At 70.2% G+C, this 14,648-nt stretch carries 15 protein-coding genes; 6 read left to right on the top strand and 9 right to left on the bottom strand.

Features of this window, described 5'->3' with window-relative positions; translation table 11 throughout:
- Nucleotides 1–40 precede the first annotated feature (40 nt).
- From ACIPC1_RS21540 to zapE, 8 genes are all read right to left on the bottom strand, one after another.
- Nucleotides 41–217: a hypothetical protein gene (locus ACIPC1_RS21540; RefSeq protein ID WP_384392360.1), complete on the bottom strand. Its 177-nt coding sequence runs from the start codon at nt 215–217 to the stop codon at nt 41–43.
- 31 nt (nt 218–248) lie between these two features.
- Nucleotides 249–1,094, bottom strand: a complete 846-nt coding sequence (locus ACIPC1_RS21535) for a polysaccharide deacetylase family protein (RefSeq protein WP_402519145.1) — start codon at nt 1,092–1,094, stop codon at nt 249–251.
- 109 nt (nt 1,095–1,203) lie between these two features.
- A complete protein-coding gene (locus ACIPC1_RS21530) occupies nt 1,204–2,148 on the bottom strand; it encodes a PPK2 family polyphosphate kinase (RefSeq protein WP_402519144.1) in 945 nt (314 codons plus the stop codon).
- A 148-nt stretch (nt 2,149–2,296) separates the two neighbouring features.
- Nucleotides 2,297–3,208: a slipin family protein gene (locus tag ACIPC1_RS21525; RefSeq protein WP_402519143.1), complete on the bottom strand. Its 912-nt coding sequence runs from the start codon at nt 3,206–3,208 to the stop codon at nt 2,297–2,299.
- Between the two features lie 113 nt (nt 3,209–3,321).
- Nucleotides 3,322–4,776: a SulP family inorganic anion transporter gene (locus tag ACIPC1_RS21520; protein WP_402519141.1), complete on the bottom strand. Its 1,455-nt coding sequence runs from the start codon at nt 4,774–4,776 to the stop codon at nt 3,322–3,324.
- An 8-nt stretch (nt 4,777–4,784) separates the two neighbouring features.
- Nucleotides 4,785–5,363 carry a carbonic anhydrase gene (locus ACIPC1_RS21515; protein WP_402519139.1) on the bottom strand — a complete coding sequence of 193 codons (579 nt, stop codon included), beginning with the start codon at nt 5,361–5,363 and terminating at the stop codon, nt 4,785–4,787.
- A 74-nt stretch (nt 5,364–5,437) separates the two neighbouring features.
- Nucleotides 5,438–5,752, bottom strand: a complete 315-nt coding sequence (locus ACIPC1_RS21510) for a hypothetical protein (protein ID WP_402519137.1) — start codon at nt 5,750–5,752, stop codon at nt 5,438–5,440.
- 166 nt (nt 5,753–5,918) lie between these two features.
- Nucleotides 5,919–7,058, bottom strand: a complete 1,140-nt coding sequence (gene zapE, locus ACIPC1_RS21505) for a cell division protein ZapE (RefSeq protein WP_402519136.1) — start codon at nt 7,056–7,058, stop codon at nt 5,919–5,921.
- Between zapE and ACIPC1_RS21500 the strand changes: the two genes are divergently transcribed.
- The 4 genes from ACIPC1_RS21500 (at nt 7,057) to msrB (ending at nt 10,511) form a co-directional block, all read left to right on the top strand.
- Entirely contained in the window at nt 7,057–7,851 is a 795-nt protein-coding gene (locus ACIPC1_RS21500; protein WP_402519135.1) for a pyrimidine reductase family protein, read from the top strand. The genes zapE and ACIPC1_RS21500 overlap by 2 nt on opposite strands.
- 133 nt (nt 7,852–7,984) lie before the next feature.
- Complete coding sequence (locus tag ACIPC1_RS21495) at nt 7,985–8,458, top strand: indole-3-glycerol phosphate synthase (RefSeq protein WP_402519134.1); 474 nt, start codon at nt 7,985–7,987, stop codon at nt 8,456–8,458.
- Nucleotides 8,459–8,686: 228 nt separating this feature from the next.
- Nucleotides 8,687–10,075 carry a UDP-N-acetylmuramate--L-alanine ligase gene (murC, locus tag ACIPC1_RS21490; RefSeq protein WP_402519132.1) on the top strand — a complete coding sequence of 463 codons (1,389 nt, stop codon included), beginning with the start codon at nt 8,687–8,689 and terminating at the stop codon, nt 10,073–10,075.
- 31 nt (nt 10,076–10,106) lie between these two features.
- The gene (gene msrB / locus ACIPC1_RS21485) at nt 10,107–10,511 is read left to right on the top strand and encodes a peptide-methionine (R)-S-oxide reductase MsrB (RefSeq protein WP_402519130.1); all 405 of its coding nucleotides are present in this window, start codon (nt 10,107–10,109) and stop codon (nt 10,509–10,511) included.
- A gap of 136 nt (nt 10,512–10,647) precedes the next feature.
- Here the strand turns inward: msrB and ACIPC1_RS21480 are convergent, their stop codons facing one another.
- Nucleotides 10,648–11,676, bottom strand: a complete 1,029-nt coding sequence (locus ACIPC1_RS21480) for a YbhN family protein (protein ID WP_402519129.1) — start codon at nt 11,674–11,676, stop codon at nt 10,648–10,650.
- Nucleotides 11,677–12,097: 421 nt separating this feature from the next.
- On the opposite strand from ACIPC1_RS21480, the gene ACIPC1_RS21475 reads away from it, so the two are divergent.
- Complete coding sequence (locus ACIPC1_RS21475; protein ID WP_402519127.1) at nt 12,098–13,399, top strand: YhgE/Pip domain-containing protein; 1,302 nt, start codon at nt 12,098–12,100, stop codon at nt 13,397–13,399.
- Nucleotides 13,400–13,566: 167 nt separating this feature from the next.
- A complete protein-coding gene (locus tag ACIPC1_RS21470) occupies nt 13,567–14,580 on the top strand; it encodes an alpha/beta hydrolase (RefSeq protein WP_402519126.1) in 1,014 nt (337 codons plus the stop codon).
- The last annotated feature ends 68 nt before the right edge of the window (nt 14,581–14,648 follow it).

Raw genomic sequence — 14,648 nt, 5'->3', positions numbered from 1 at the left:
TCCGCGGAGGGGCGCGGGTACGGCGTCGAGCTGCGACCGGTCAGCCCGAACAGGCCATGCGCTGTGCCTCCTGCCACTCGCAGACGGGGCACAGGGTGATCCCCTTGTACGACTCCGGGTACTCCGTCGGCTTCCGGCACAGGACGCACTCGGCGAACGGCGGCCCCTCGTCGGTGGGGGCCGGGTCCGCTCGGGTGCCGCAGTAGTCGTCGCTCATGGTTCCAGCGTAGGACGGATGACCGAGCCGCCTACCGTTGGTGGGTCGCCGTTCCGATCAGCTCGGACACCTTGACGAAGCGGAACCCCCTCTTCCTTAGCTCGGGCACGATCGTCCGCAGTGCCTGCTCGGTCGCCGGAGCCGCGCTTCGCGTGCAGTGCATGACGACGACGGAACCGGGCCGCACGCCGTCCAGCACCTCCTGGGCCACCGCGTCCGCGTCCGTGGCGAACGCGTCCCCGCTGACCACGTCCCACTGCACCGCGGTCACCCCGGCCGTGCTCAGCGTCCGCAGCGCACGCTGGTCGTAGCACCCGCCCGGAAAGCGGAAGTAGGGCATCGCGCGGGGCACACCCGCCTTCTTGAAGGAGGCGTACGCCCGCTCCACGTCCGCCCGCATCCTGCCCTCGGGCAGGGTCGGCAGGCCGTAGCAGTCGTCCGTGAAGGCATAGTGGCTGTACGAGTGGTTCGCCACCTCGAAGAGGGGGTCCCGTCCGATGGACCTTGCCTCCTGGGGGTACTCCTCGGCCCACCGTCCCGTCATGAACACGGTGGCCGGCACCTTGAAGCGCCGCAGGGTGGCGATGAGCCGGGGGTTGTCGAAGTGCTCCCCGGCCGCCGCCCTGTCCCCCTGATCCGCGGTCATGTCCGCGTCGAAGGTCAGCGCGACCGTCTTGTCGCGCGTTCGCGTGCCGTTGCTGAAGACGGGGGTCAGGCCGCCGGGGCCCGGGGCGAGCGTCGGGGGCTGCGACGGCGCGGCGCCGGCGGGCGCGGGGCGTTCCTTGCGGGGAGCGGGCGGGGCGTCGGGGGCCCCGCAGGCGGCGAGCACAGCGCCCAGGGCGCAGACCGCGGCGAATCGTGTTACTGAAATGATCACCCGATGAAGATATCGGGGTGAATGTAACTATTTGCGTATTATCAGCGCGTGCCGCCGGACGCGCTCCGGAAGTCACCCGCACAGGGCCTAGAGCGGGCCTAGAGCGGGCCTAGAGCCGCGCAGGTGGGTCCAGGGTCTGTGCGAGCAGTCGTTTCCGGCTCTCCTCCACGTCGAAGTCCGCTTTCGGGTACTGCGGGTCCAGGGCTTCGAGGTGCTCCAGGAGGAGCTTGCTGATCGCCCAGTTCCGGTACCACTTGCGGTCGGCGGGGATCAGGTACCAGGGCGCCTCAGGCGTGGAACAGCGATCGAGGGCGATTTCGTACGCCTTCTGGTATGCGGGCCACAGCGTGCGCTCGTCGATGTCGCCGACGTTGAACTTCCAGTACTTGTCGGGGTTGTCCAGGCGTTCGAGGAGACGGCGGCGCTGCTGCTCGTAGGAGATGTGGAGGAAGACCTTCACGACGGTGACGCCGTCGTCCGCGAGTGACTTCTCGAAGCGGTTGATCTCGCCGTAGCGGTGGTTGATCTCCTTGTGCGGGGCCAGTTCGCGGACTCGGCCGATCAGGACGTCCTCGTAGTGCGAGCGGTCGAAGATGCCGATCTCGCCGGCTTCGGGGAGCGCCCTCCTGATCCGCCAGAGGAAGGAGTGTTTCCGTTCCTCGGCGGTCGGTGCCTTGAACGCCCGGATGCGGCAGCCGGAGGGGTTGAAGTGCCCGATGACGTGCTTGACCGTGCCGCCCTTGCCGCTGGTGTCCATGCCCTGGAGGATCAGGAGAACGCGCCGCCGGTCGCCCGCCGTGCTCGCGGCCCACAGGCGTTCTTGCAGGTTGGCCAGGCGTTCGCCCATTCCGGCGGTGGCGGCGAGACCGGCGGCCTTGTCCTGCGGACCGGTGGGCGTGGCCCCGGCCTCGTAGGAGGAGAGGTCGACCTTCGCGCCGCCGGGGACGCGCAGGAGTTCACGGAGCGGGGCGGGCGCCTTGCCGCTGTCCTGCCGCCCGCCGTCCTTGCCCCCGCTCCTGCCGTGGTGCTTCTTCTTGCCGTCCTTCTTCGTCATCGTGCGCCCCTTCCGGCCGTGTCCCTCGATGGTGCGGGGAGTGGCCGGGAGCCGCTACTCGCGGTCGGGCCTTCTCCATTCCCGTCGGCGGACAGGTGATGGCCTGGCTGTGTGCATGACGGAAGAGGGACTGCCGGAACCACCCGCGTCATCCGCCGACCCCGGTTCCGGCCTCGCCAGGCGGAAGGGCCTCCGCCTCGGCGTCGCGGGACAGGGGTGCGGGCCCGACATCGGCCGGAGGTGCCGCGGCGCGCGGCCGCGTGGGCTCCGGCTGCGCCGGCCCCTGCGCAGGCCCCTGCTGTGGCTGCGCCCGTTCCAGGAACCGCAGCAGCTCCACCGGGAAGGGCAGTACGAGCGTGGAGTTCTTCTCGGCCGCGACCGCCACCACCGTCTGTAGCAGGCGCAGTTGGAGCGCGGCGGGCTGCTCGGACATCACCCCGGCGGCCTCCGCCAGCTTCTTGGACGCCTGAAGTTCCGCGTCCGCGTTGATGATCCGGGCCCGCCGCTCACGGTCGGCCTCCGCCTGCCGGGCCATCGACCGCTTCATCGTCTCCGGCAGGGACACGTCCTTGATCTCGACGCGGTCGATCTGCACACCCCAGCCCATCGCCGGGCTGTCGATCATCAACTCCAGGCCCTGGTTCAGCTTTTCGCGGTTGGAGAGCAGATCGTCGAGATCACTCTTGCCGATGATCGAGCGGAGCGACGTCTGCGCCATCTGCGAGACCGCGAAGCGGTAGTCCTCGACCTGGATGACGGCGTCGGCGGCGTCGATCACCTTGAAGTAGATGACAGCGTCCACCCGGACCGTGACGTTGTCCCGCGTGATGCCGTCCTGCGCGGGCACCGGCATCGTCACGATCTGCATGTTGACCTTGCGCAGCTTGTCCACGCCCGGGACGATCATCGTGAACCCCGGGGTGCGCACCTCTCCGCGGAGCCGCCCGAGCCGCAGGACCACGCCTCGCTCGTACTGCTTGATGACCCGGGCTGCCGCCCCGGCGTACACCAACCCCGCGGAACCGACTGCCACCCCGGCGATCAACAGCTCCTGGAGCATGACGACCCCCTTTCGAGCCGCCCAGTAAGACCAATATGTCCACTGTACGTCGAAGGGCTGGGCCCGCGGCGAAGCGAGCCCAGCCCTTGTCGATCTGCGACGCAGACCCGAGGTCAGGACCTCGAAGTGACCTTCACCGGGTCGGTCCCCGCCGAGCTGTGCCGGACCGACCAGTTCTCCAGTGCGGTCCGGCACGCGTGGTCGAGGTGGTGCAGGCCGGAGAGGTCCAGCTCGATGGGCCGGTCCTGAGGCAGTGCCTCCAGGCTGTCGAGGATCTTGGGGAGCCGGAGGAACGTGGCGTTGCCCGACAGGTACGCCTGGACGGGCCCGGCCCCCTTGTCTATGACGTCGAGGCGTACGTGCGAGGCCTCCCAGGCCGTCTTGGCGACGGCCAGCGCGAGCCCGATCAGAACGCCTTCGAACATGCTGATCGCGACGATCGACACCGCGGTGACGACGAGGATCAGCGCCTCGCCCCGGTGCTCACGCCACAGCGACGCGATCTCCCGCAGCGGGATCAGCTTCCACCCCGCGTACACCAGGATGCCCGCGAGGGCGGGCAGCGGAATGACGCCGAGCGCGGCGGGCAGCAGCGCCGCGAACAGCAGCAGCCACACGCCGTGCAGCACCCGGGACGCCTTCGTCCGCGCGCCCGCCTGGACGTTCGCCGCACTGCGTACGATCACCGCGGTCATCGGCAGTGCGCCGAGCAGCCCGCATATGGTGTTGCCCGCGCCCTGCGCCATCAGCTCCTTGTCGTACGCGGTCCGTGGGCCGTCGTGCAGCCGGTCCACGGCCGCCGCGCTGAACAGCGACTCGGCGGAGGCGATCAGGGTGAAGGCGAGGATCGTGGCGAGCACACCCACGCTCGCGAGTTCCCCGAAGGCGTCGAGGGAGGGCAGCTGGATCGAGCCCAGCAGCCCCTGTACCTCGACCTTCGCCACAGGCAGTGCGAAGCCCCACGAGACAAGGGTGGCCAGCGCGACCGCGCCGAGCGCCCCCGGCACCGTACGCACCCGCCGCGGCAGCAGCTTCCACAGCACGAGGACGACTATGGTCCCCGTGCCGAGCGCGACCGACGCCAGTGCCTCCGGGCTGTGCACGGCGTCCACGAGCGCCGCCGGCAGTCCGCCGAGCTTGTCGAGACCGGAGACCGGCGCCTTCAGGCCCGCCATCGAGTAGAGCTGCCCCGCGATCAGCACCAGGCCGATCCCGGTCAGCATGCCTTCGACGACGGCCACCGAGATGGCCCGGAAATAGCGCCCCAACTTCAGCGCGCCCATGAGGAGTTGGAGGAGGCCGGTGACGAGCACGATGACACCGAGGACCGCGAGGCCGTACTCCCGCACGGCCTCGAAGACCAGCACGGTCATCCCCGCGGCCGGCCCTGACACCTGGAGGCTGCTGCCACGCATCAGCCCGGTGACGAGACCGCCCACGATGCCGGTGACCAGGCCGAGTTCGGCCGGGACTCCGGAGGCGACGGCGACGCCCACACACAAGGGCAGGGCGACGAGGAACACGACGACGGACGCGGCGAAGTCCTGCCGCAGGTGGGGGAGTTTCATCGCGCGCCTCACAGCGCCTCGAAGGTGCCGGTGTCCGCACGGTGCGCCTGTACGGCGCCGGTGTGGACCTCGTAGTACCAGCCGTGCAGGCGTAGTTGGCCTGCCGTCAGGGCCCGTTCCACGCATGGGTACGCGCGGAGCCTGAGGAGTTGTGCGCGAACGTGGTTGCGCACCGGCTCGGCCACCGCCGGGTCGTTGTCCGGTGCGTCGGACGGGGATTCGGCCTGTGCCAGCCAGTCGCGCACGGCGGGTACGGCGGTCAGGTCGTCGCCCCGCACCATGGCGCCGACGGCGCCGCAGTGCGAGTGCCCGCAGACCACGATCTCGGTGACACCGAGTACGTCCACCGCGTACTCGACGGTGGCGGCCTCGGCGGACGGCCGGCCGGGGACGTACGGCGGAACGATGTTGCCCGCGGTGCGCAGTTCGAAGAGCTCGCCGGGTCGGGCGCCGGTGATCAGTGCCGGGACGACACGTGAGTCGGAGCAGGTGATGAACAGGACTTGGGGGGACTGGCCTTGGGCCAGCTGTGCGAACCGCTCGGGGCGCTTTCCGTGCGCGCGGGCGTGTTCGATGAGGGGCTGCATCTGTCAGTTCCTCCTGGCGCGCCCAGACGGCGCGTCGGCCTACAGAACGGAGCGTGGGGGGAGATGCGCTCGGCTCAGCAGCGGAAGATCTGAAGTGTGGCTGGGGAAAGGGCGGTTGAGGATCTCGACGATGTGCGGAGAAAAGCCGCGTCCGGCGTGCCGAGGGGATGACCGGCCGCCGGATCGCATTCCAGCAGGGCACGGGAGGGGGATTCGGGAAGGGGGTCCTCGTCACGGTTCCGGTCGCGGGACCGGAGCGGCGGAGCCACCTTCTGCTTCTGCTGATGCTCGGACTCGCCGCAGGAGACGATCTCGTTCTTCTGCGCGGAAGCGAACGTCTCTATGGGAACGAAGAACTGAAGGCTCATCAGGATCGTGGCGAGGGCCACGAACAGGGACCGGGCTGTCCTAGCTCGCAACTCAAGCCCCCTCCCGGCTGCTCACACACGTCAACAGTCAGTATCAAGATCTAAGGTAACGCGGCCAGTTGTTTGCAGGGTTAATTCTACGTTTCACCCTGAAGAGAGCCTGAAAAGGAGGGGAGCGTGGCGGAATTCAGCCCTTTACGAGCCCCTTGGCGTCCCGTGCCAGCGCGGTGAGCCGGGAAATCGCGCGGAAGTACTTCTTGCGGTAGCCGCCGTTCAGCATCTCCTCGCTGAACAACTGGTCGAAGGGCATTCCGGAGGCGAGCACCGGCACCTCGCGGTCGTACAGCCGGTCCGCGAGCACCACCAGCCGCAGCGCCGTCGACTGGTCCGGTATCGGCTGGACGTCGGTGAGGCAGACGGCCTTGAGACCGTCGGTCAGGGCGCCGTAACGGCTCGGGTGGACGCGTGCGAGGTGGTCGAGCAGATGCGGGAAGTCGTCGAGCGACGCGCCGTCGGTGGCGTACGCCGCCTTGGTGACCTGCTCGTCCGAGAACGGCGCCGGGGCCTTGGGCAGCCCGCGGTGGCGGTAGTCCTCGCCATCGATGCGCAGCGGGCGGAAGTGCGCGGCCAGGCCCTGGATCTCGCGCAGGAAGTCGATGGACGCGAACCGGCCCTCGCCGAGCTTGCCCGGCAGCGTGTTCGAGGTGGCCGCGAGCGCCACGCCCGCGTCGACCAGCTTGCCGAGCAGGGTGGAGACGAGGACCGTGTCGCCGGGGTCGTCGAGCTCGAACTCGTCGATGCACAGCAGCCGGTGGCCGCTCAGTGTCTGCACGGTCTTCTGGAAGCCGAGCGCGCCGACCAGGTTCGTCAGTTCCACGAACGTGCCGAAGGCCTTGAGCTCGGGCTCCGCCGGGGTCGCGTGCCACAGGGAGGCCAGCAGATGGGTCTTGCCGACGCCGTAGCCGCCGTCCAGGTAGACGCCGCGGGGGCCGGCGGGAGCCTTCTTGGGGGCCTTTCCGAAGCCGAACAGCCCGCGCCTGCCCGAGCCCGTGGAGTACGGCGCGCCGAGACCGGCCGCGAAGGCACTGAGGACGCGTACGGCCTCGGGCTGGCTCGGCTGGTTCGGGTCCGGGAGGTACGTGGCGAAGCGGACCGAGTCGAAGCGCGGCGGCGGCACCATCTCGGCGACGAGCCGGTCCGCGGGGACATGCGGCTCGCGGGCGCACAGGGACGGCGGGGTCGCTCCGGCTATCGGGCCGAACCCGGCGGAGGTGGTGGAGGTCGACACGATTGCCCAGTCTAGGGGCCGTGCCACACTGCACGTCATGCGACGCCTGTTCCCTGTGACGTACGAAACAGCGGCCCACGCCTCCGACGGGGCGACGGATGCGGATGTGACGGACCGGGAGTGGGGGCTCCAGGAGCTGGCGGAGGCGTACGCCTATCCGGACGTCCGGGAGCCCTGGCTGCGCGCCAACATGGTGTCGACGCTGGACGGCGCCGCCCAGCACGACGGGCGCTCCCAGCCCATCTCCAGCGCCACCGACATGCGGATCTTCGGTGTGCTGCGCGCGCTGGCGGACGTCGTCCTGGTGGGTGCGGAAACGGTACGCCAAGAGGGTTATCGTCCGGCACGCGCGCGTGCGGACTTCGCCGAGCAGCGGCAGGCGGCCGGACAGGGCCCGGCGCCCGCGATCGCGGTCGTGACCGCCAGTCTCAACCTGGACTTCACGCTTCCGCTTTTCACCTCGCCCCTCGTGCCCACGTTGATCCTGACCGGTGCCGGGGCGGCCCCGGACCGGGTGGCGGCCGCCGAGAAGGCGGGCGCGCGGGTCGTGATCGCGGGGGACGGCATGGGCGTGGAGCCGGCCCGGGCCGTACGTGCGCTCGCCGACCTCGGCATGGCCCGGCTGCTGACCGAGGGCGGCCCGCGGCTGCTGGGCCAGCTGGTCGCGGCCGGCGTGCTCGATGAGCTCTGCCTGGCCGTCTCCCCGATGCTCACCGTCGGGGACGCGCAGCGGATCGCCGGAGGGCCCGCGATCGCTGTTCCGAAACGGTTCGAACTGTTGTCCCTGCTGGAAGAGGCCGGGTTCCTCTACACCCGATACCGTCGGCCCTGACAAGTCAGCGGAATACTCCGTTCCGTTTTTCTTCGGCTGGGCACACTAAATCTCGCAGACCCCGTGCGGTTACGGGGCAGGATGGTTTCCGCAGGGGCCTGGGAACGGCCCACGGAGGAGAAGGGCGCCTGTCGTGTTCACAAGCGTATTGATGATCGAGAAGGCCCTGACGTCCGCTGACGTGGAGTTCGTCACCACCTTGCACGGTGACGAGGCGGTCGGCTTCCATGTGCTGCTCCAGCCACGGGGCGACCAGGCGGACCGGCTGCTGAGGGCCATCGACGACGTCGCGCTCGGCGAGCTGGACGAGGCGGCTCACGAGGACGAGACCCCCGAGGGCGAGGAGGCGGCCGGGCAGGGGCAGCAGGCCCTGGACGTGTCGCTGGTGGCGCTGCGCTCGACCGGCAACCAGGCCGAGGGGCGGCTCATCGAGGACCACCCGCTGGACGCGCTGAAGGCTCTGGTGGAGGAGATCGGCGCCGACGAGGTCATCGTGCTGACGGACCCCCACTACGTGGAGGAGTTCTTCCACCGTGACTGGGCCTCGCGGGCACGCCACAAGGTGGGCGTGCCGGTGCTGAAGCTGTTCTCGCACAGCAAGGTGTGACGGTTCGCCGCGGTGCCGCTGCCGGCGGGCTTGGCCGTGGGGCGCCGTGGGGGTGAGGTGCTTTTCGGGGTGCGGGGCTTCGTGGCTGGTCGCGCGGTTCCCCGCACCCCTTGCCGGCGTCGCTGCCGACGCCCCTTGCGAGGTGCCGGGCGGTGTACGCAATAGTCTGGGGAGGCGCTCTGTCCGTGAGGGCGCTCAGCCTCGTACCGGATCTTGGGAGACACACGCATGGCACCCGGCCTTCCTACCGCCATGGACCGACCGCACTTCATCGGCATCGGCGGCGCCGGGATGTCGGGCATCGCGAAGATCCTCGCGCAGCGCGGGGCCACGGTGGCGGGCAGTGACGCGAAGGAGTCCGCGACCGCCGAGGCCCTGCGCACGCTGGGCGCGACGGTGCACATCGGGCATGCGGCCGATCACCTCGCGGTCGACGCCACCTGTGTCGTCGTCTCCTCCGCGATCCGCGCGGACAACCCGGAGCTGGCCCGCGCCGCCGAGCTCGGCATCCCGGTGGTCCACCGCTCGGACGCGCTCGCCCGCCTGATGGACGGTCTGCGTCCGATCGCGGTCGCGGGCACCCACGGCAAGACGACGACGACCTCGATGCTGGCCGTGTCGCTCTCGACGCTGGGTCTGAAGCCGTCGTACGCGATCGGCGGCGACCTCGACGCCCCCGGCTCGAACGCCCTGCACGGCGAAGGTGACATCTTCGTCGCCGAGGCCGACGAGTCGGACCGCAGCTTCCACAAGTACGCGCCCGAGGTGGCGATCATCCTCAACGCGGAGCTGGACCATCACGCCAACTACGCGTCCCTGGACGAGATCTACGAGTCCTTCGAGACGTTCGTGGAGCGCATCACCGAGGGCGGCACGCTGGTGATCTCGGCGGACAACGAGGGCACACGAGAGCTGACCCGGCGCGTGACGGCCTGCGACGTCGAGGTGGTGACGTACGGGGAGTCGGCGGACGCGGACGTCCGGGTGCTCTCCGTCGTCCCCCAGGGGCTGAAGAGCGAGGTGACGGTGCTGCTTGACGGCGCCGAACTCACCTTCGCGGTCTCGGTCCCCGGCCGCCACTACGCCCACAATGCGGTCGCCGCGCTGGCCGCGGGCGTCGCGCTCGGCATCCCGGCCGCCGAGCTGGCCCCCGCGCTCGCCTCCTACACGGGCGTGAAGCGCCGCCTCCAGCTGAAGGGCGAGGAGGCCGGCGTCCAGGTCGTCGACTCGTACGCGCACCACCCGACCGAGATGACGGCGGACCTGGAGGCGATGCGCGCGGGCGCCTCCGGCCGCATCCTGGTGGTGTTCCAGCCGCACCTGTTCTCCCGGACCCAGGAGCTGGGCAAGGAGATGGGCCAGTCCCTGTCCCTGGCGGACGCCTCGCTCGTCCTGGACATCTACCCGGCCCGCGAGGACCCGATTCCCGGCGTCACGAGCGAGCTGATCATCGAGGCGGCACGGGCGGCGGGCGCGGATGTGACGCCGGTCCACGACAAGGCGGACGTGCCGTCGGTGATCGCGGGAATGACGAAGCCCGGTGATCTCGTTCTCACCATGGGCGCGGGCGACGTCACGGATCTCGGTCCCGAGATCCTGGCGCGTCTGCCGAAGTAGTCATCACCGTTTGCGCGAGGGGTTGAGCATCATGTCGTACGACATCGAGAAGCCGGACGAGCAGTGGCGCGCGGAGCTGACCCCGGCCGAGTACAAGGTGCTGCGCAAGGCGGGCACGGAGCCGGCGTTCACCGGCGAGTACACCGACACCAAGACGACGGGCGTCTACTCCTGCCGTGCCTGCGGCGCCGAACTCTTCACCTCCGGGGAGAAGTTCGAGTCGCACTGCGGATGGCCGTCCTTCTTCGACCCGAAGGACACCGACGCGGTCGAGCTGATCACGGACCGGTCGCTCGGGATGGAGCGGACCGAGGTGCGGTGTGCTCGGTGCGGTTCGCATCTCGGGCACGTGTTCGAGGGGGAGGGGTATGCGACCCCGACCGACCAGCGGTACTGCATCAACTCCATCTCGCTGCGGCTGACGTCTGGGGACTGACGTCTGGGGACTGGCGTCTGAGGGCTGAGGGCTGAGGGCTGGGGGCTGGTGCTTGGGGTCTGCGGCCTGGGGCTGGCGTACGAGGGCTGGCGCCTGGGGTCTGAGGCCTGGGCTGGCGTGCGAGGGCCGGTGCCGCCTACAGCACCTTTCGCCGGACCAGCGCCGAGAGTACGAGCGCACCCGGGAGCAGGGGCAGCCAGACGGTCAGGACGCGGTAGCCGATGACACTCGCGGTGGCGAGTGTCATCGGCGCGCCGAACACGACGAGGGCGATCACCAGCGCCGCGTCCACCGGCCCTATGCCGCCCGGGGCGGGTACGGCCCCGGCCACCGCGCTGGCCGCAAGGTACGCGAAGACCACGTGCGGCCAGGGCAGGGGCAGGCCGAGCGAGGCACCGACCGAGGCGAGCACGCCCGCCTGGAACAGCGGGAAGACGGTCGCCCCGCCCCACAGCGCGAGCACCCGGCTGGGCCGGGTGTGCAGGATCCGCGCGTCGGTGAGAGCGGTGCGGACGAACTCGAACAGGGGGCGACGCAACCGGCGTACGACCGTCAGAACCAGGACCGTCGCGGCGGGGCCGACGAGGACGCCCGCGGCGAGCAGCAGCAACGTCTGTTCGTCCGGGACGAGTTGGCCGATACGCAGCGTGCCGGGGAAGGCGACGAGGAACGCGAGGATCAGCACCGTCTTCGCGATCGGTTTGACCAGCGAGTACAGGGCGAGCGAGGCGGTGGCCCGCGCGAGGGATATGCCGCGGCCCTGGAGGAAGCGCAGGGTGACGGCGTGAGCGCCGATCCCGGCCGGCAGGACGTGGTTGGCGGCGCCGGCGGCGAACTGCGAGGCGAGCAGCTGTCCTGGCGGAAGCCTCTCCGGTATGGCTCCCTGCCGGGTCACGGCGGCGCCCACCCAGCACAGGCAGGTGAACACCACTCCGGCCATTAGCCACCAGGGGTCGGCGGAGACCAGCCGTGCGGAGCCGTCGTGCACCGCACGCCAGTCGACCGCGGCCCACCCGCCGATCAGCAGCAGCGGGACCAGGCTGAGTGCCAGGCGGAGATGGCGGGCGGGGGAGAGGAAGGAGCGGGAAGAGACGTCGGGGCAGGGGGAGGGGGAGGGTGCCAGGGTGAGCGGCCCTGGCAACTCGTCGATCCGGATCTGGGACACGGCGCACGTCGTCCTTCCGCGTCGCGTCCCGCGCGGTCGCGGGTCGGACGGATACAAGGCGAGGCAAGAGGGGACGCGGGGGAGCGTTCCCCTCCCGTGTGACCGCAGGGTGTCCGGCAGCCGAAGCGGCGTCGGAGGATGGGCGACGCGGACACCCTGACCTGACCTGCTTGGTCGGATTGGTTCCGGACCCGACATCAGGGGATCGGTATATGTCTTTTTGTCGCCGCGTGGACATTTTCTCCGTCGCGCGGTGGCGTGACCGCTACCGCTTACCGCTTACCGCTCCCGTGACTGTCATGGCGGCATAGCGTCACCGGCTGTGATCGCTACCTTCCACCGCGCGGCATTGTCACCCTGTGTAGAAGAATGGTCACCATTACTGCTGGTCGTATTTACCCAGGTCCACCCAGGGAGAACCATGGCCGACGACAGCGATCACCGCGAGGCCCGTACGCAGGCGCCTGCCCCCGCGTCGGCACGGGCCGTGAAACTGCTGCGCCGTCCCAAGTTGTGGCTGATGCCCACCGTCCTGACCGGGCTGCTCGCCCTGCTGCTGTCCCTGCTCTACATGGGCGGCATCGTCAATCCCAACCGTGCCCTGCACGACCTGCCCATCGGCATCGTCAACGCGGACCGGGGCGAGCCGCTGCCCGGCCAGCAGGAGAACCTGGGGACGCAGATCACCCGTTCCGTCACCTCCGGAACCTCCGACACGGTTGGCTGGCGCCGGCTCACCGCCGCGCAGGCCCAGGACCAGCTGGCCTCCGCGAAGATCTACGGCGCCCTGGTCATCCCCGCCGACTTCACCGGCTCGGTCGCCGCGCTCACCACCACGAACGCCACGACCCGACCGGCGATCACCGTCTTGACCAACCCGGGCATGGGCAGCTTCGGTTCCTCATTGGCGAGCAGAATCACCCAACAGGCCGCCCGGCAGGCCTCCTTGACCATCGGCAAACAGCTGACGGCAGCTCTCGCCGTCGCAAAGGCCGGCTCCACCGAGCGGCTGCTGCTCGCCGACCCGGTCACCGTCACCACCCAGGTCGGCCACCCCATCGGCGAGAACACCGGCCTCGGCCTGACCGCGTTCTACTACACCCTGCTGCTCGTGCTGGCCGGCTTCATGGGCGCCAACATCATCGGTACCGGTGTCGACAGCGCCCTCGGTTACGCGGACACCGAGATCGGTCCCTGGCACACCCGCCGCCCGACCGTGCCCGTCAGCCGCACCCAGACGCTGCTGTTGAAGATGGCCATGACCGCCGGGATCACCGTTCTCACCACCACCCTGATCATGGTCGCCACGGTCGCGATCCTCGGCATGGACGCCTCCCACCTGCCCCTGCTGTGGATCTACTCGTACTGCGCCAGCTTCGCGGTCGGGCTCGGTGTCCAGGCCATCAACGCCGCGTTCGGCGGGATCGGCCAGCTCGTGGCCATGTTCGTGTTCATCGTCATGGGCCTGCCGTCGTCGGGAGCCACCGTTCCGCTACAGGCCGTTCCGGGCTTCTACCGCTTTCTGTCCCTCTTCGAGCCCATGCGCCAGCTCAGCGACGGCGTCCGTGCCATCCTCTTCTTCGACGCGCGTGCCGACGCAGGCCTCACCCGCGCGTGGCTGTGGATCGTGATCGGTGCCGCTCTCGCACTGCTCTTCGGCTTCGCGATGACCCGCTACTACGACCGCAAGGGCCTGCAACGCCTGACCCCGCAGCCCGTCTGAAGCCGCGGAGGGGTGGTGGCCACGGTTTGCGGACGGGGAAGACCACGGGATGTCGCCCCGCCGTTCGGCGGGGGATTCCAGCCGAACGGCGCGTACATGGCTGCGCGTCCGCGGGGCACCATGAACGCACTGGTCACACCGCGGTGGCCAGAACGCGAGGAGCCGCCATGACTGCCGAGCCGACGCCCGCCACTCCACCGGCACACACCGGTCCTGTCCCTCCGCCGCCGCCCTTCGACCCGGAGTTGGCCGCCGCCCTGGAACTGGTCGCGGAGTTCCTGCCGACCTCCCTCACGCCGGAGGTGATTCCTCAGCTGCGGGAGGGCGCGAGCGCCATGCGGCCCTCGGACGAGGATCTGCGACGCGGCGGCGCCTTCCAGGTCGAGGAGCGGTCGGTGCCGGGGCCCGACGGAGCGCCCGACGTCTCGCTGCTCATCTGCCGGCCGGCCGGGGTGAGCGCACCGTTGCCTGCCCTGTACTACATCCACGGCGGCGGCATGGTCGTCGGCAACAACCGGATGGGTGTGCCGGAACTGCTCGGGTGGGCCGAGGAGTTGGGGCTGGTGGTGGTGTCGGTGGAGTACCGGCTCGCGCCCGAGCACCCGCACCCGGCCCCGGTCGAGGACTGCTACGCGGGTCTGGTGTGGACGGCCAAGAACGCCGACCAGCTGGGGATCGACCCCGAGCGCATGGTCGTCACCGGAGCGAGCGCGGGTGGCGGACTCGCCGCGGCCCTCGCCCTGCTGGTCCGGGACCGCGGCGGCCCGGAGCTGACCGGCCAGCTGCTGATGTGCCCGATGCTGGACGACCGCAACGACTCGGTGTCCGCCCACCAGATGACCGGACTCGGCCTCTGGGACCGGACGGCCAACGCGATGGGCTGGGGCGCGCTGCTCGGGGAGGCGAGCGGTGGGCCCGACGTCTCGCCGTACGCGGCCCCGGCCCGGGCCACCGACCTGTCCGGGCTGCCCCCGGCCTATATCGACGTGGGCTCGGCGGAGACCTTCCGCGACGAGGACGTCGCGTACGCCGCGCGCCTGTGGCAGGCGGGCGGTCGCGCCGAGCTCCATGTGTGGCCGGGTGGCTTCCACGGCTTCGAGGAGTTCGCGCCGCAGGCTCAGCTGTCCCAGGACGGCCGGGGGGCCAAGCTGCGCTGGCTGCGTCGGCTCCTGGGCGTCTGAGAGGCAGGTCCGCGGTCCGCGGCGCTCCCGGCGCTTGGCAGGGCGGCCCCACGGACGCAGGATGGTGA

Origin of the sequence: Streptomyces sp. NPDC087263, from assembly GCF_044744645.1 — a bacterium.
GTDB lineage: Bacteria > Actinomycetota > Actinomycetes > Streptomycetales > Streptomycetaceae > Streptomyces.
Note: the sequence above shows the minus strand (reverse complement) of the source record. Positions and strands in the feature narration are given on the sequence as shown.